At 70.9% G+C, this 16,355-nt stretch carries 18 protein-coding genes; 17 read left to right on the plus strand and 1 reads right to left on the minus strand.

The genetic code is table 11. The features are described from left to right. Positions 1-56: 56 nt before the first annotated feature. From BYZ73_RS11025 to BYZ73_RS11040, 4 genes are read left to right on the plus strand one after another with little or no spacing between them, the layout of a single operon-like run. Positions 57-1,223, plus strand: a complete 1,167-nt coding sequence (locus BYZ73_RS11025; protein ID WP_245895683.1) for an ABC transporter substrate-binding protein — start codon at positions 57-59, stop codon at positions 1,221-1,223. Between the two features lie 8 nt (positions 1,224-1,231). After that, complete coding sequence (locus BYZ73_RS11030; protein WP_112315988.1) at positions 1,232-2,206, plus strand: YVTN family beta-propeller repeat protein; 975 nt, start codon at positions 1,232-1,234, stop codon at positions 2,204-2,206. 33 nt (positions 2,207-2,239) lie between these two features. Beyond that, a complete protein-coding gene (locus tag BYZ73_RS11035) occupies positions 2,240-2,695 on the plus strand; it encodes a cupredoxin domain-containing protein (protein ID WP_425451075.1) in 456 nt (151 codons plus the stop codon). A 16-nt stretch (positions 2,696-2,711) separates the two neighbouring features. Beyond that, positions 2,712-2,969, plus strand: coding sequence for a hypothetical protein (locus BYZ73_RS11040; protein ID WP_108027265.1), 258 nt, complete (start codon positions 2,712-2,714; stop codon positions 2,967-2,969). A 68-nt stretch (positions 2,970-3,037) separates the two neighbouring features. On the opposite strand, the gene BYZ73_RS11045 is transcribed toward BYZ73_RS11040, so the two are convergent. Next, positions 3,038-4,258: a lytic murein transglycosylase gene (locus BYZ73_RS11045; RefSeq protein ID WP_112315989.1), complete on the minus strand. Its 1,221-nt coding sequence runs from the start codon at positions 4,256-4,258 to the stop codon at positions 3,038-3,040. A 215-nt stretch (positions 4,259-4,473) separates the two neighbouring features. Here BYZ73_RS11045 and BYZ73_RS11050 point away from each other — a divergent pair, with 215 nt between their 5' ends. The 13 genes from BYZ73_RS11050 (at position 4,474) to BYZ73_RS11105 (ending at position 16,349) form a co-directional block, all read left to right on the plus strand. Beyond that, positions 4,474-4,863, plus strand: coding sequence for an EF-hand domain-containing protein (locus BYZ73_RS11050; protein WP_112315990.1), 390 nt, complete (start codon positions 4,474-4,476; stop codon positions 4,861-4,863). A gap of 29 nt (positions 4,864-4,892) precedes the next feature. Next, positions 4,893-5,198, plus strand: coding sequence for a hypothetical protein (locus tag BYZ73_RS11055; protein ID WP_112315991.1), 306 nt, complete (start codon positions 4,893-4,895; stop codon positions 5,196-5,198). 56 nt (positions 5,199-5,254) lie between these two features. Next, entirely contained in the window at positions 5,255-5,815 is a 561-nt protein-coding gene (locus BYZ73_RS11060) for an RNA polymerase sigma factor (RefSeq protein WP_108027261.1), read from the plus strand. After that, positions 5,812-6,144: a hypothetical protein gene (locus BYZ73_RS11065; protein WP_112315992.1), complete on the plus strand. Its 333-nt coding sequence runs from the start codon at positions 5,812-5,814 to the stop codon at positions 6,142-6,144. The genes BYZ73_RS11060 and BYZ73_RS11065 overlap by 4 nt, the downstream gene beginning before the upstream one ends. Positions 6,145-6,161: 17 nt before the next feature. Further along, positions 6,162-6,557, plus strand: coding sequence for a hypothetical protein (locus tag BYZ73_RS11070; RefSeq protein ID WP_112315993.1), 396 nt, complete (start codon positions 6,162-6,164; stop codon positions 6,555-6,557). Between the two features lie 200 nt (positions 6,558-6,757). Then, the gene (locus BYZ73_RS11075; protein ID WP_181498024.1) at positions 6,758-7,888 is read left to right on the plus strand and encodes an extracellular solute-binding protein; all 1,131 of its coding nucleotides are present in this window, start codon (positions 6,758-6,760) and stop codon (positions 7,886-7,888) included. Positions 7,889-7,948: 60 nt separating this feature from the next. Next, entirely contained in the window at positions 7,949-9,052 is a 1,104-nt protein-coding gene (locus tag BYZ73_RS11080; RefSeq protein WP_425451076.1) for an ABC transporter ATP-binding protein, read from the plus strand. Then, entirely contained in the window at positions 9,039-10,088 is a 1,050-nt protein-coding gene (locus BYZ73_RS11085) for an ABC transporter permease (RefSeq protein WP_112315994.1), read from the plus strand. The genes BYZ73_RS11080 and BYZ73_RS11085 overlap by 14 nt, the downstream gene beginning before the upstream one ends. Beyond that, the gene (locus tag BYZ73_RS11090; protein ID WP_112315995.1) at positions 10,085-10,888 is read left to right on the plus strand and encodes an ABC transporter permease; all 804 of its coding nucleotides are present in this window, start codon (positions 10,085-10,087) and stop codon (positions 10,886-10,888) included. The genes BYZ73_RS11085 and BYZ73_RS11090 overlap by 4 nt, the downstream gene beginning before the upstream one ends. Continuing rightward, positions 10,885-11,802, plus strand: a complete 918-nt coding sequence (locus BYZ73_RS11095) for a CehA/McbA family metallohydrolase (RefSeq protein WP_112315996.1) — start codon at positions 10,885-10,887, stop codon at positions 11,800-11,802. The genes BYZ73_RS11090 and BYZ73_RS11095 overlap by 4 nt, the downstream gene beginning before the upstream one ends. A gap of 81 nt (positions 11,803-11,883) precedes the next feature. After that, the gene (locus BYZ73_RS22745) at positions 11,884-12,060 is read left to right on the plus strand and encodes a hypothetical protein (protein WP_181498025.1); all 177 of its coding nucleotides are present in this window, start codon (positions 11,884-11,886) and stop codon (positions 12,058-12,060) included. Positions 12,061-12,132: 72 nt separating this feature from the next. Next, positions 12,133-13,275 (plus strand): exonuclease SbcCD subunit D, encoded by a 1,143-nt coding sequence (locus tag BYZ73_RS11100; RefSeq protein ID WP_112315997.1) that lies wholly within the window; start codon positions 12,133-12,135, stop codon positions 13,273-13,275. Then, positions 13,272-16,349 carry an AAA family ATPase gene (locus BYZ73_RS11105; protein ID WP_112315998.1) on the plus strand — a complete coding sequence of 1,026 codons (3,078 nt, stop codon included), beginning with the start codon at positions 13,272-13,274 and terminating at the stop codon, positions 16,347-16,349. Before BYZ73_RS11100 ends, BYZ73_RS11105 begins: the two co-directional genes overlap by 4 nt. The last annotated feature ends 6 nt before the right edge of the window (positions 16,350-16,355 follow it).

Consider the following 16,355-nt stretch of genomic DNA (forward strand, 5'->3'; position numbering starts at 1 on the left):
CGGTCGTACCAGGAGGTTGGTCTTGCCTCTTTAACCTGTGCCTGCGGTGGCGGGGGGTGGTCTTCGCCCTGCTGACCGCAGCGGCGACACTCCCTGCCGCCGCGCAGGAGGTGCGTACCGCCGTGCTGAGGATCGAGTACCCCTCTCTCCTCCCGCTGTCCCGGATCGACCTGCCGGTGCCCGATCTGGGGCTCGCGGGCGCGCAGCTTGCGACCATGGACAACACCACAACCGGCGGATTTCTGGGACAAAGCTACGACACGGTGGCGCTGAGCGTGCCGCCCGAGGACGCGGACGAGGCGTTTCGCGGGCTTCTGGATCGCGGCGTCCGGCTGTTCGTGGTGATGGCGCGCACACCCGAATTGCTGGCGCTGGCAGATGCGGCGCCGCCTGATGCGCTGCTTTTCAATGCGACGGACGGCGACCGGGCACTGCGCAGCGAAGCTTGCCGCGCGAACCTGCTGCACGTGGCGCCCAGCGACGCGATGCGGGCCGATGCGCTGACCCAGTTCCTCGTCTGGAAGAAATGGACCGACTGGGCGCTGATCGAGGGCTCGAACCCGGCCGACCGGGCGCTGGCCGAGGCCTATCGCGCCTCTGCCGCCAAGTTCGGGGCCGAGATCGTCGCGGAAAAGGTCTTCGAGGATACCGGCGGCTCGCGGGTGTCCGATTCGGGCCATGTGCTGGTGCAGCGGCAATTGCCGGTCTTCACCCAGGACCTGCCCGCCCATGACGTGGTGCTGGCCGCTGACGCGACCGATTACTTCGCGGACTACCTGCCCTTTAACCTCTGGTCGCCCGCGCCGGTCGCGGGCTCGGCGGGGCTGCGGCCCCTGACCTGGGCGCCGACGCATGAATCCTGGGGCGCGACCCAGTTGCAGACCCGGTTCGAAAAGCTCGCGGGCCGACCGATGCGCGAGGAAGACTACCAGGCCTGGCTGGCGCTTCGGGTGATCGGCGAGGCCGTGACCCGCACCGGCTCGGCCGATCCGGCCAAGATCCGGGCCTATGCGCTGGGCGACGCCTTTGCGCTCGCGGCCTTCAAGGGCCAGCCGGTGAGTTTTCGGCCCTGGAACGGCCAGTTGCGCCAGCCGATCCTGCTGGCGACCGGGCGGATGACCGTCAGCGTCTCGCCGCAGGAAGGCTTCCTGCATCAGGTCTCGTCGCTCGACACGCTGGGGCTCGACCGGCCCGAATCCGCCTGCACCGCCTTCAAGGAATGAGGATACCGATGTTTCGCGCCGCTCTTCTGGCCGCCGGTTCCGTCGCGGCCGCCACCCTGCCTGCCGCCGCGGGCAACGTCTTCGTGACCAACGAGAAGGGCAACACCGTCAGCGTGCTCGACAGCGCGACCTGGGAGGTGATCGCCGAGTTTCCCGCGGGCAACCGTCCGCGCGGCATCACCATCGCCCCCGATGGCAGCGAGCTTTACGTTTGCGCCTCGGACGACGATCTGGTGCGGGTCTTCGATCCCCGGACCTTCGAGGAGACGCACACCCTGCCATCGGGCCCCGACCCCGAACTGTTCGTGCTGCACCCGTCGGGCAACCCGCTTTACATCGCCAACGAGGACGACAACCTGGTGACCGTGGTCGATACCGAGACCCATGCCGTGCTGGCCGAGGTGCCGGTGGGGGTCGAGCCCGAGGGGATGGCGATCAGCCCCGACGCCCGCGTGGTGATCAACACCTCGGAAACCACCAACATGGCGCATTTCATCGACGCAGAAACCTACGAGATCGTCCATAACGTGCTGGTCGACCAGCGCCCGCGCTTTGCCGCCTTCACCGAGGACGGCACCAAGCTTTACGTCAGCGCCGAGATCGGCGGCACGGTCAGCGTGATCGACATGACCGCCGAGCCGCCCGCCATCGTCCGCAAGATCGACTTCGAGGTGCCGGGCGTCCTGCCCGAATGGCTGCAGCCGGTGGGCATCGCCATCACCTCGGACGCCGCGCGGGTCTTCGTGGCGCTGGGCCCCGCCAACCGGGTCGCGGTGATCGACGGGGCGACAGACGAGGTGCTCGATTATCTGCTGGTCGGCCAGCGCGTCTGGCAGATGGCCTTCACCCCCGACCAGAGCCATCTGATCACCACCAACGGCAATTCCAACGACGTCTCGATCATTGACGTGGCCGCGCTGGAAGTGATCCGGTCGGTTCAGGTCGGCCAGCAACCCTGGGGGGTGGCGGTCGCACCGGACTGACAGGAAAGAAGACCAAGACAGGGAGGAACAGACTTGAGACCCATCGCCTTCGCGCTGGCCGTTCTGGCTGCGGCGCCGGCCGCGGCCCCCGGCTTTGCCGCGCCGCTTTGCGACCAGTTCGGCTTTGCCGGGCTTCTGGCCAAATGCAACCGCGGCGTGCCGATCGAGCTGACGCTGGCTTCGGGCCAGCCGCTTTTCGCGGGCGACGGCCCGGTCGAGTTGCAGTCGGGTGCCTATTACGAGTTGCACGTGACCGCCGACGGATCGGCCGAACTGGCCTTGCACGGCCCCGATTTCTTCCGCGCGATCTGGATGAACGAGATCGTCATCGAGGATATCGAGGTGCGTCCGATGGCCATCGACAGCCTCGAATTCGACGCCGCCGGAACCGTCCGGCTGTCCTTCGTCGCGATCAAGCCGGGCAGCTACGAACTGAAGATCCCCGGCAGCAGCGGCGACAGCCAGCGCGTCGTCCTTGCCATCCGTTGACCCTGAGGAGACCCCGATGATCAGACCGCTTGTTCTTGCCGCCCTGCTGGCCCCGGCCGCGCTGACCCCGGCGCTGGCCGACGAGGCCGTCCCGGCCGAAACCGCCGATCGGATCGCGGCGATGCTGGCCGACATGCAATGCGAGATGGACCCCGCCGATATCGAGGCCGAGGACAACGGAGGCTTCGAGCTTGACGACGTTTTCTGTGCCGATGGCCAGTACGACATGGACCTGAACGCCGATCTCGAGATCACCGAGCGCCGCAAGGAGTGACGTGACGAGTGCCCGGTGTTCCGGCGCGACAGTGAGGCGCCCGGCCCTCTGGCCGGGCGTTTCTGTCCCTAGCGCAGCCGCGCCAGAAGCGCGGGCGAGGGGGTGCCGGTGACCGGCAGCCCGTTGCGCGCCTGATAGGCCCGGATCGCCTCCTCGGTCTTCGGGCCGATCACCCCGTCGGTGCCTTCGGTGTCGAACCCGGCGGCGGTCAGGCGCCGTTGCAGATCCTTGCGGTCTTCCAGCGTCATGCCGGTCGCATCGGGCGGGAAGGCCCGCGACAGCGGCGGGCCGCCCGCCAGCCGGTCTGACAGATGGCCGATGCCGATGCCGTAATTGACCGCGTTGTTGTAGCGCAGGATCACCTCGAAATTGGGAAACAGCGCAAAGGCCGGCCCCTGCCGCCCGGCCGGGGCCAGGATCGCGGTGGCGCCCGCGCGGGGCAGCGGTCGGCCATCGGCCCGCGTCACGCCCTGCGCCGACCAGGCGCCGGCCTCCTGCTTGCGCCCACGCCCGGTTCGGGCCAGGTCGAGCGTTTCGGGCAGGCGGACCTCGGTCCCCCAGGGCTGGCCGTGGCGCCAGCCCGACCGCTGCAGATAGGCGGCGGTCGAGGCCAGCGCGTCGGTCGGGTCCTCCGACCAGATGTCGCGCCGCCCGTCGCCGTCGAAATCGACCGCATAGGCCAGATAGGAGGTCGGGATGAATTGCGTATGACCCATCGCGCCGGCCCAGCTTCCGGTCATCCGGGCGGGGGTGACGTCGCCCCGGTCGAGGATCTTCAGCGCGGCGATCAGCTGACCCTCGAAGAACCGGCCCCGGCGCCCGTCGAAGGCCAGCGTCGCCAGCGCCGACACCACGGGAATGTCGCCGCGCCGCGCGCCATAGCGGCTTTCGAGCCCCCAGATGGCGGCCACCACCGGCGCCTCGACGCCGTAGCGCGCCTCGATCGCGGCAAGACTCCGGGCATGGCGGGCCAGCATGGCCCGGCCGGTCGAGGCCCGCTCGTCCGAAGCGGCGATGGCCAGGTAATCCTCGAGGCTGCGGGTGAATTCGGTCTGGTTGCGGTCTTTCTCGATGACCTCGGGCAGATAGCCCGCGCGACCCAGCGCCCGGTCGAGCGTGGCGGCCGAAATCCCCGCCGCTGCCGCGCGCGGCCGAAAGCTGCGGCGCCAGGCGTCGAAGGCGGGATTGGCGACCGCGCGCGGCGCCGTTCCGGCAATGGGCCCGACATTGCAGGCCGACAGGGCCATGGTGGCGAGGCCCAGCAAAAACGGGCGTCTTGCGATGGTCATGGTCCGGGCCTCCCGCGCGGTGCGTTCCTGTTCGCCTCTGGATAGCCGGGCCGCAGGGCCGCGCCTAGGGCGCCTGGCCGGGAGCGGGCGTGCCGGGCGAGAGCCCGCCGAGTGCCGGTCCGGGACCCGGCCTTGGGAAAAAATCGGGACCGCCGCGTAGGAAGGGCGCGCGGCCTGCGTATTGGAAGGGAACGACGCAATCGAAGGAGACCCCGATGCGATCCCTGACCTTGGCGGCGGTCTGTGCCGCAGGCCTTGCCGCCCCGGCGCTGGCGCAATCCGATCTGCTGGCCGCGTACGACCGGAACGGCGATGGCGCCCTGTCGCGCACCGAGTTCGAAACGCTGCAGAAAGAGGCCTTTGCCCGGCTCGACGGCAATGGCGATGGCCGGCTCGACGCGGCCGAGCTGTCTGCCGCGGGCAAGGGCCGTGGCGATGGCGGCCGGGCGATGAGCCGCGACGCCAATGGCGATGGCGTCGTCACCGAGGCCGAGTTCGTGGCCGCCGGCCGCGCCTTCGGCAAGCTCGACCGCAATGGCGACGGCGTGCTGTTCAGCGACGAGCTGGCGCGCCTGGCCCGGGCGCTGTCGCGCGGCCGCGGCTGATCCCCGACTGACCGGAAAGGAGACATCCCATGAGATCCCTGACCCTTGTTCTTGCCCTGACCCTGCCGCTTGGCGTGGCGCTGCCCGCGCTTGGCCAGAGCGTCACCGTGACGGGCGCCAATGGCGGTACCCTCAGCAAGGACCGCACCTGTCTGCGCGGCAATGGCGCGGCCAATTGCGAAACCACCACAACCGCGACCGGGGCAAACGGACAAACCGCCTCGAAGACCCGCTTCCGGACCTCCGAGCCTGGAAGCTCGACCACCACGGTCGACCGGACCGGGTCGAACGGTCAGACCCGCGACCGGTCTCGCACCGTGACCGTGTCGCGCTAGGGGCGGCGCTCCGGTGCGGCGCGATCCGCCGCATCGGGGGCCGGGGGCAGCCGGGCATGGACCCGCGGCAGGACGAGGCAGAGGCGCTGATGGCGGCGCTGACCCGGGGCGAGCGCGGCGCGCTGGCCCGGCTGGTGACGCTTTTCGGACCGGGGCTCCGGCGCTATGCCGCGCAGGCGCTGACGGTCGGATCGGAGGCGGAAGACGTGACCCAGGAGGTGTTCCTGCGGGCCTGGCACCGCGCTGGGCTGTACGATCCGGGCCGGGGCAGCGTCGCGGCCTGGCTGTACCGGATCGCGGTCCGGATCTGCATCGACCGCAACCGGCGCGGCCGGTTCCGGCGGTTCGTCGGGATCGATGCCATCGCCGAACCCGAGGACGAGGCGCCAGGCGCCGAGGCCACGGTCGCGGCGCGCCAGCGTCTGGCCCGGGTTCGGACCGCGATCCGGGGGCTGCCTGCGCGCCAGCGCCAGGCCATCCTGCTGCGTGCCGCGGGCGGGCTCGGCACCGCCGAAATCGCGCGGACGCTCGGCATCAGCGCCGGGGCGGCCGAACAGCTTCTGGTACGGGCCCGCGCCGCGTTGCGGGCGACAGTCGACAGGGAGGACCACAGATGACCCGCGATCCCGAACGCCCCGAGGCCGAACCGGCCCGCCCGGACCCCGCCCGGTTCGACAGCGATCTGGCCCGGCTGCTGGCCCGGCCGGAGGATGAGGACACCGCCGAGCTGTCGCGCGCGGTGCTGAGCCGGCTGGCCGCGCCCCCGGCACTGGGGTCGAGCGCGGGCGAGGTGCTGTCCGAGCCGCTGCCCTGGGCGGCGGGCTTCGGCGGGCTGCTGCTGGCGGCGGCGGCTCTGGGATATGCGCTGCTGCCCGGGGCCAGCGGCGAGGAGGTGATCCTCTGGGCGCTGCTCGGGGATCTTTCGGCCGGGATCGGAGGGTTCTGATGGCAAGAGTTCGGGGCATGTCCGCCGGACGGGTCGCGCTGGTCGCGGTGCTGGCGCTGTCGCTTCTGGGCAATGCCGTGGCGCTGGGCGGGGCGCTGAGACTGCAGCGGGTCAAGACGGCATTGCTGGGCGAGGCCGGGGCCGCGCAAAGCGTGGTCTTCCCGGCCGAGATCCGCCGCGACCTGCGCCGCGCGCTGGAGGCGCGGCGCGACCGGATCGACCCGGCGCTTGCCGCGGTGGCGGCGGCGCGGGCCGAGGTCGTGGCGCGGGGCGCGGCCGAGCCCTTCGACCGGGCCGCGACCGAAGAGGCGATGCGCGGCTTTCGCCGCGACCTCGATGCGCTGCTCGATCTGACCCAGGAAACGGTGCTCGACGCGCTTGGCGCGCGGGCATCCGGCGCGCCCCTGAACTGAGCGCGGCGCGGCGGTCCCCCCCCCTCCGCCACGCCGCACGCCAGGGGCGAAGAAGGCGGCACCGGAGCGCAATTTCCGCGTTCCGGTGCCGCAGCCGCCCCGGGCCGGACGACATATGCCTGTCACATGCAGCGGTTAACGGCGTCGCGACCGGCTGCGGTTTGCGCGGCCGCCTTCCGCGACCTGTCAGGAGATACGACATGAAATCGACGGTTCCTTCCCTCTCGCGCCGCGTCGTTCTGGCGACCGGCGCTGCCGCGCTGGCCGCTCCCCTGGTCGCGCGCCGCGCCCTGGCCTCGTCGGGCGAGGTCAATGTCTTTGCCTGGGGCGACTACTTCCAGAACGGCGAGATCCCGGCCGCCTTCACCGACGCCACCGGCATCAAGGTCAACGTCTCGACCTACGGGTCGAACGAGGAAGCCGCCTCGAAGCTGCGCGCCGCCGGTGGCAAGGGCTTCGACATCCTGTTTCCGTCGATCGACACCCGCCCGAACTATGACGAGGGCGGCCTGCTGGCCGAGATCGACGAAAGCCGCCTGAAGGTCGAACGCATCCAGCCCGCGCTGTGGCGGTCCTCGCTGGAACTGGGCGCGGCCCATCGCGGCAAGCGCTATCTGGTGCCTTTCGACTGGGGCACCGAGGGCATCACCTGGGATTCGAGCGCGATCGACATCGCGCCGGGCGAGCTGTCCTATGGCCATCTCTGGGCCGACGGGCTGGCGGGCAAGGTGGCGATGCGGCAGAAATCGGTGCTGACGAGCCTTGCGATCTATCTCGATGCCATAGGCGAGCTGCCCTCGAACCGCGGCATGGATGTCTACAGGACCGAGGCCGACAACCGCCGCATCTTCGACGCCTGCATCGACTTCGTGAAGGCGCACAAGGGCAATATCGGTGCCTTCTGGAACAACGCGACCGAGGCGACCTCGGCCTTCACCGATGGCGGCTGCACCATCGGCCAGACCTGGGACACGACCGGCATCAAGCTGCATACCGATACCGATCCGAAATGGCGCTATGGCGCGCCGAAGGAAGGCGCGCTGGCCTGGATGGACACCGCCGCGATCCCGTCGGGCGCCGAAAACGTCGAGCAGGCCTATGAATTCCTCAACTTCCTGCTGACGCCCGAAGTGGGCGGCATGTTTGCGAACGCCACCGGCTACAATTCGGCCGCCATGGGCGCCGCCGAGCATCTGAGCGACGCCAACAAGGAAGCCTTCGCCTATGCCTATCCGGGCGATGCCATCGACAATCTATGGTGGTGGCCGATGTTCACGCCGTGGTTCTCGGCGGTGCGCGAGGAATATGTCGAAAAGCTGACCAACGCCTGATCATCAGGCCAGGCGCGGGGGGCGATCCTCCCGCGCCCGTTCCATACGGACCGACCCGGCATGATCCCGACCCCCAGCGGCATGGATATCGCGCTTTCGGGCGCTGCGGTGCGTTTTGGCACCTTTCAGGCCGTCCATCCCACCGACCTGACCATCGAGGCGGGCGAGTTCTTCTCGATCCTCGGGCCGTCGGGCTGCGGCAAGACCACGATCCTGCGGCTTCTGTCGGGCTTTCTCGACCCGTCCGAAGGCGAGGTCCGGATCGGCGGGCAGCGGATGGCGGGGATCGGGCCGTCCGACCGGCCGACCGCGCTGATCTTTCAGAACCTCGCGCTGTTTCCGCTGATGACGGTCTGGGAGAACGTGGCCTTCGGGCTTGAGATGCGCGGCTGGAAGACGGCCCGGCGCCGCGCCCGTGCCTTCGAGTTACTCGAGATGGTGGCGCTGGACGGGCAGGGCGACAAGCTGCCGGCAGAGCTTTCGGGCGGACAGCGCCAGCGGGTCGCCATCGCCCGCGCGCTGGCCGTTGAACCGGCGGTGCTGTTGCTGGACGAGCCGCTGTCGGCGCTCGATCTGAAGCTGCGCCAGCATATGCGGGCCGAGCTGAAGCAGCTGCAGGAGGCGACCGGGATCACCTTCGTCTACATCACCCACGATCAGGGCGAGGCGCTGACCATGTCCGACCGGGTCGCGGTGATGAACCGGGGCCGGATCGTGCAGGTGGGCAGCGCCGACGACGTCTATGACCGCCCCGCCACCGCCTTCGTCGCCACCTTCGTCGGCGAGATGAACCACCTGCCCGGGCGGATCGAAAGCGTTGCCGGAGACCGCGCCCGGATCGCGACCGCGGGCGGCAGCTTTCTGGCGCCGAACCCGGGCGGGCTGGCCCCGGGCGCCGAGGCGGTGCTGTTCCTGCGCCCCGAGCGGCTGCATCTGCTGGGCCCGGGCGAGGTCGCCGCCAACGGGATCGACGGCCATCTGCTGCGGCGCGACATGGAGGGCGCCTTCTCGACCCTGATCGTCGAGACCGGCGCCGGGCGGCTGACCGTGCAGCGGGTCAATTCGGGGGCGGGCGGCCTGCCCGCCGGGCCGCTGCGGCTGGGCTTTGCCGACAGCGCGGGCGTGATCCTGCCCGCAGGCGAGACCGCCGATGACGCGGCTTAGGCGCAGCTTTGGCGCGCCGATGGCGGCGCTGATCGTGCTTTTGACCGGGATCTGGGTGCTGGGCCTGATCGCCGCGCCGCAGGTCATCATGATCGAGCAGTCGCTGTGGAAGATGGACCGCCCGGCCGGCGCGGACGAGCTGTCGGTGCAGATCGACCGGCTTTACAACCGGCTGGACATGCTGACACTCGATCGCGCGGCGGCGCGGACGCTCAGCACGCCTTCCGCGACCGAGGCGAAACTTGCGCAGATCGACGCCGAGCGGGCGGCGCTTGCCGCTGAAATCGCCGATCTCGAAACCGCCGAACGCACGCCGGTCAAGACCTGGACCCTGTCGAACTATGCGCAGATGGGCCAGGCGCATCTGCGGATCTTCGCCAAGACGATCCTTGCCTCGCTGGCGGTCACGGCCATCGCCTTCGCGGTCTGCTATCCGATCGCCTTCGCCATCGCCAAGCTGGAACCGCCGCGCCGGGCCGCGCTGATCATGCTGGCCCTCGTCATCCCCTATGCCATCAACGAGCTGCTCAGGGTCTTCGCCTGGCAGATGATCCTGAACTATGGCGGGCCGCTCAACGCGGCGCTGGGGTTGCTGGGGATCGGCCCGGTGCCGTTTCTGGAAAGCGGGTCGGGCGTCTTCGTGGCGATGGTCTATGCCTATATCCTGTTCATGGTCTTCCCGCTTTATAACGTGCTGGAAACGCTCGACACGAACCAGATCGAGGCGGCGCGCGACCTGGGCGCGAAGACCTGGCAAATCCACCGCCGCATCGTGCTGCCCCATGCCCGGCCCGGCATCGCGGTCGGCTGCATCATGACCTTCATGCTGTCGGCCGGGTCCTATTCGGTGCCCTATATCATGACCCGCGGCACCGCGGCGCCCTGGTTCGCGCAGCTTGTCTATAACCGCTTCTTTCAGGCGTCGGACTGGAACGTCGGCGCGGCCTATGCGGTCAGCCTGCTGGCGGTCTGCACCGGCTTCGTCTTCCTGATGATGCGCCTGCTGAAGGTCCGGCTGAGGGACATCGCGAAATGACGCGGACCGGCAGCGGCCTTCTTCTGCGGGTCTATATGGGGGTCTTCTTCCTCTACATGTTCCTGCCGCTCGGGATCATGGTGGCGGCGGGCTTCAACGCCTATTCGCCGCCCTCGGTCACGGTCTGGAAGGGATTTACCCTGCACTGGTTCGTCGAGCTCTGGCAGGACGACCGGATGTGGTCGGGCCTGGCCAATTCGGTGCTGATCGCGGGCGCGGTGATCGCGCTGGCGCTGCCGATGGGGCTGGCCGGGGCGCTTTTGCTGGGGCGGCTCGGCACCCGGGCGGCGGGGGTGCTTTACACCGCCATGGTCTCGCCGCTCCTGACGCCCGGCATCATCCTCGGGATCTCGACCGTGATCTTCTGGCGCGGGCTCGAGGTTTCGGCCGGGCTGTTCACCGCGATCCTCACCCAGACCACCTTCATCGCCTCCTATACCATGCTGATGTTCATGGCCCGGCTGCAGCGCCAGGATACCGCGCTGGAAGAGGCCGCGCTCGATCTCGGGGCGACGCCCTTCCAGGCGTTTCGCCGGATCACCCTGCCGTTCCTGCGCCCGACGATCCTGACCGCCGCCGTCATCGCCTTTCTGCAGAGCTTCGAGAACTACAACACCACGATGTTCGCCATCGGCGGCGCGCATACGCTGGTGACCGAGATCGGGTCGCGCATGCGCTTCGGGCTTTCGCCCGCGATCAATGCGCTGGGGATCCTGTTCATCCTGGCCACAATCGTTTTCGCGCTGGCCTGGGGCGCGCTGAAGGCGCGCGAGCGGCGCGCGGCGGAGCAAGCGACATGACCGATGCCTTTACCGCGCCCGGGCGGTTCTTTCGCGGCAACCTGCACACCCATTCCACCCTGTCGGACGGGGTGCTGCCGCCGGCCGAGGTCTGCCGCCGCTATGCCGCACAGGGCTACGACTTCATCGCGCTGACCGACCATTTCATCGGGCTCTACGGCTATCCGGTGGCCGATACCCGGCCCTATCGCGGCGCGGGCTTCACCACGCTTCTGGGGGCAGAACTGCATTCGGGGGCGATGGCCAATGGCGAGCTGTGGCATATCCTGGCCGTGGGCCTGCCCGCCGATTTCGCGCCCGGCCATGCGCCCGATTTCGCCCCCGTCGAGGGGCAGGAAACCGGCGCCGCCATCGCTGCCCGGGCGGCTGCGGCCGGGGCGTTCGTGGCCATCGCCCACCCGCAATGGTCGGGGCTGACGCTGGCCGATGCGCGCGGGATCGAGGCCGCCCATGCGGTCGAGGTCTACAATCACGGCTGCGCTGTCGGCAGCGACCGGGCCGACGGGTTCGGCATCGCCGATCTGCTACTGACCGAGGGCCGGCGGCTGAGCCTGATCGCGACCGACGACGCGCATTTCACCGAGCCCGACCATTTCGGCGGCTGGGTCATGGTCAAGGCCGAAGAGAACGCGCCCGAGGCGTTGCTGGCCGCGCTGAAGGCCGGGCGGTTCTATGCCACCCAGGGACCCGAGCTGCGCGGGATCGCGCTGGACGGGGACGCGGTCGAGGTCGCGTGTTCGGCGGTCTCGACGGTGATCGTGCAGGCGCGCGGCTCGGCGGCGGTGGCCTGCCATGGCGCCGCGATGACCCGCGCGCGGGTGCCGCTGGGGCGCTGCGCGGCTTCGCCCTGGCTGCGGGTGACGGTGATCGACGCGGCGGGGCGGCGGGCCTGGTCGAACCCGATCTGGCGCTGAGCCCTTGGCTTGGGTCTTGCCTCGGGCCGGGGTTCCGGTCCATCTCTGCCCTTCGGGACCGGAGACAAGACAGGAGCGGGCATGAAACCTGTGGCCAGCCGCGAGGCGATCGACGGGGTGCAACAGATGCACCGAGCGCTGCATATGGCGCTGGATGCACTGGAAAACCGCAACGAACCCGACCGCGCCGCCGAGATCCTGCACCAGATCGACATGGCCATGGTCGACTGGATCGAGGCCGCGCGCTTCATGCGCTGAGGCGCACCCGCTTGACCGGGCTTCGCCCCTGCTTCTAGACTTCGGTCCCGATTGGCGGAACGGATTTCCGGCATGCGACTTCTCCATACCGCCGACCTTCATCTTGGCCGCCAGTTCAACGGCATCTCGCTGGAGCCCGACCATGCTGCCGTGCTGGACCAGATCGCGGCAGCGGTGGCCGAGCACGCGGTCGACGCGCTGGTGATCGCGGGCGACGTCTTCGACCGCGCGGCCCCGCCCGCCAGCGCCGTGCGCCAATTCAACGCCTTCCTCGCCCGGGTCCGGGCCGAAACCGGCGCGGCGGTGGTGATGATCGCGGGAAATCACGATTCCGGCGACCGGATCGAGGCCATGTCGGTGATGACCGACACCGCGCGGGCGCTGATCCGGGGCACGGTCGCGGCCGAGGAACCGCCGCTGATCCTTGAGGATGCGCATGGCCCGGTCGCGATCTCGGCGCTGCCTTTCGCCTGGGAATATGCCGCGCGCGAGGCCTTCGGCGACGAAAGCCTCGCTTCGCCCGAGGATGTGATGCGCGCCCAGATCGCCGCCGCCCGGGCCGCGCTGCCCGAGGGCGCGCGCTGGGTCATCGCAGCCCATGGCACGGTCGCGGGGGCCTCTGTCAGTGAGGCCGAACGGCCGCTGGCACGGATCGGCGGGGTCGAGACGGTCGGGGCCGAGCTTTTCGACGGTGCCCAATACGTCGCGCTGGGCCATCTTCACCGCCCGCAATCGGCGGGCCGCCCCGAGGTCCGCTATGCCGGGGCGCCGCTGGCCTTCGGGTTCGACGAGGCGGGCGAAGAGAAATCCATGAGCCTGGTCGAGATCGACGGCGCCGGAGAGGTCCGCATCGCGCCGATCCCGTTCCGGCCGATCCGCGGCGTGCGGGTGATCGAGGGGCGCCACGCCGATCTTCTGAAACTGCCGCCGTCGACCGATTTCCTGCGCGTGGTCCTGACCGACGACGCCCCGGTGATCGACGCGATGCGGCGGCTGCGCGCGGTCTTTCCGAATGCCTGCGATCTGGCCTACGCCCGCGAGATGCAGGCGCCCGAGGTCAAGGCGCTGGGCGGGGCGCCGCGCGGGCTTGACGATCCGCTGGCGGTGATCGGCGATTTCCTGACCCAGCTGCGCGGCGAGGGGCCGGACGCGGCCGAACTGGCGGCTATCCTCGCGACGCTTGACGGGCTTCGCGGCCGCGAGGAGGAGGCATGAGACCGGTTCGCCTGACCCTGCAGGCCTTCGGTCCGTTTCCCGGCCGCGAGGTGGTCGATTTCCGTGCCGCCGTGGAGGCGGGGCTGTTCGGGATCTACGGCCAGACCGGGTCGGGCAAGTCGACGATCTTCAGCGCGATGACCTTCGCGCTGTTCGGCGAGGCGGCGCGGGCCGAACAGGACGCGCCCTCGCTGAGGGCCGATCATGCCGATCCCGACATGCCGACCGAGGTCGAATTCGTCTTCGATCTTGGCGAGAAACGCTATGTGCTCTTGCGCCGCCCCGACCAGGCCCGCCCCAAGGCCCGCGGCAGCGGCGACACCCGCGACCCGCACGAGGCTTATCTTTTCGACGCCAGCGGCCTCGCGCTCGACCGGATCGGGCCTGCGGGTCGCGGCAAGGTGCTGGCCGAAAAGAAGGTGGGCGCCGTCGCGGCGGCGGTGACCGGGCTTCTGGGCTATGGGCCCGGGCAGTTCCGCCAGATCGTGCTGCTGCCCCAGGGCCGGTTCGAGACCTTCCTTGCCGCGCGCACCCGCGACCGGCTGGAGATCCTGCGCGAGCTGTTCGACGTGTCGCTGTACCGGCGGCTGGCGCAGGCGATGAAGGCCGAGGCCGAGATGCTGGAACGCACCCTTCGCGAGGCGCGCGCGGTCTGCGACGGGCGGCTCGCGGCCGAGGGCTTCGACGGGATGGAGGCGCTGGAGGCGGGTCTGGCCGAGGCCGAGGCGCGGCTTGCGGCAACCCGGACGGCCGAGGCGGCCGCTTTGGGCGAGGCGGCGGCGGCGCGCGCGGGGCTTGCCGCGGCCGAGCAGGCCGAGGCGCATTTTCAGGCTGCCGCAGCGGCCGAACGTGCCCTTGCCGACGCCCGCGAGGCGGCGCCCGCGATGGCCGCCCTGGCCGAGCAGGTCCGCCGCGCCGACCGCGCGCGGCTGCTGGTCGATATCGAGGCACGGGTGGCCGAGGCCGCGCGCGACACGCAGTCGGCGACCGCGCGGGGGGACGCCGCCGAAGCGCGGCTCGAGACCGCCGAAGCCGCCGCGAAGCGCGCCGCCGTCCGGGCCGAGGCCGAAGCCGCCCGGGCGCCCGAGACCGAGACGCTCCGCCGCGAGGTGGAAACGCTGGCCCGCCATGCCGAGACGCTGTCCGCGGCGGCCGGCCTGCAACGACGAGCGCAGGAGGCGCGTGCACTGGCCGAGGCGGCGCAGGGCGAGCTTGTCGCGGCGCAAGGCGCCCTGACCCAGCGCATGGCGCAACGCGGCAAGGCGGCCGAGGCGGTGCAGGCGGCGCGGCAGTCATCGGCCAATCGCGAGCTGCTGTCGGCCCGGCTGCAGGCGCTCGAGGCCGAGATGAAGGCCGCCCGCGCGCTCGAGACGGCGCTTCGCGACGTGGCCGAGTCGACCGAGACCGTAGCCCGGCTGGCGGCGGCGCAGGAGGCGGCGGCGCGCCGGGCCCGGGCCGCGCGCGACGACCTGACCGGGGCCGAGCACCGGCTGGCGCAGGCGCAGGCGATGCGGCTAGCCGCCGGTCTGCGGCCCGGCGCGCCCTGTCCGGTTTGCGGCGCGACCGACCATCCGGCGCCCGCCGCTGCCGGGGCAGGCGATCCGTCCGGACCCGAGGCGGTGCTGAAGGCCATGCGCGCCGCCTGGGACGAGGCCGACCGGGTGCTGCGCGAGGCCGAGCGCGCGCTGGCCTCGGAACGCGGCGTGCTGGCCGACCGGCAGGACCGGCTGGCGGGGCTCGACCGGCCCCGGACCGATGCGGCCACCCTGAAAGACCGGATCAGGGCGACGCATGAAGGGCTTGCCGCGCTTGGGGCCGAGACCGAAATCGCCGTGGCCGAGGGCCTGCTGGCGCGGCTCGATGCAGCGGTGGCGGCGGCCGAAACCGCGCGCGACCGGTGCCGCGACGCCATCGCCGAGCGCGAGGCGGTGGCGCTGCGCGAGTCCGCGCGGATCGAGGCGATGCTGGCGCCGGTCCCCCAGGCGCTGCGCAGCGAGCCGGCGCTGACCGCGGCACTTGGGTCGCGGAAGGCGGCATTGGCGGCGCGCGAGGCGGCCCGCGCCTCGGCGGTTCAGGCGGCAGCCGACAGCCGCGAGGCGGTGTTGGCGGCGCGGGCCGCGCATGAGGCGGCGGTGCGCGCGATGGCCGAGGCGCGCGCCCGGCACGAGGCCGCGCGGCAGGCCTTTGCCGGGCGGCTGGCCGAAAGCGGGTTGTCGACGGCGGATCTGGCGGACCTGAAACCCGCCATTGCCCGGCTCGAAGAAGACCGCGCGGCGGTCGAGGCCCACGGTCGCGCGCTGGCCGTCGCCGAGGAACGGGCCCGCGCCACGGCCGAGGCGATCGCGGGCCGGGACCGGCCGGATCTGGAGGCGTTGCGCGCGGCACTGGAGGCCGCCGAGGCGCGGCTGTCGGCGGCGACCGAGCAACGGTCCGGGGCAGGGCATGCCCGCGATCATCTTGCCGCGCTGCGGGACGATCTGGCCGACACGCTGCGGCGGCTCGAGGCCGAAGAGACCGCCTCGGGGCCGCTTCGGTCGCTGGCCGCGCTGTTTGACGGGCGCAATCCGCAGGGGCTCGACCTCGAGACCTACGCCATCGGCGCGATGTTCGACCGGGTCCTGGCGGCGGCCAACCGGCGGTTGGTGCCGATGAGCGCCGGGCGCTACCGGCTGGAACGCGAGACCGAGGGCGGCGGGCGCGGGCGGCGCGGGCTGGGGCTGCAGGTCTTCGACCTGTTCACCGGCAAGGCACGGCCGACCGCCACGTTGTCGGGGGGCGAAACCTTCATCGCGGCGCTGGCTCTGGCGCTGGGGTTGGCCGACGTGGTGGAAAGCGCCAACGGAAAGGTTCGGCTCGACACGATCTTCATCGACGAGGGCTTCGGCAGCCTCGATACCGAGAACGGTGCCGGAACGCTCGACCGGGTGCTGCAGGCGCTGGGCGCGCTGGTCGGGCGCACCCGCGCGGTCGGGCTGATATCGCATGTGCCGCTGGTGCAGGAGGCGATCCCGAACGGGTTCTATGTGCGCAAGGACCCCGCCGGCAGCCGGATCGAGACGCGCGGGCCGGTCTGATCGACC

The sequence above is a fragment of the Rhodovulum viride genome, from assembly GCF_003265965.1.
In the GTDB taxonomy this organism is placed as follows: Bacteria; Pseudomonadota; Alphaproteobacteria; order Rhodobacterales; family Rhodobacteraceae; genus Rhodovulum; species Rhodovulum kholense.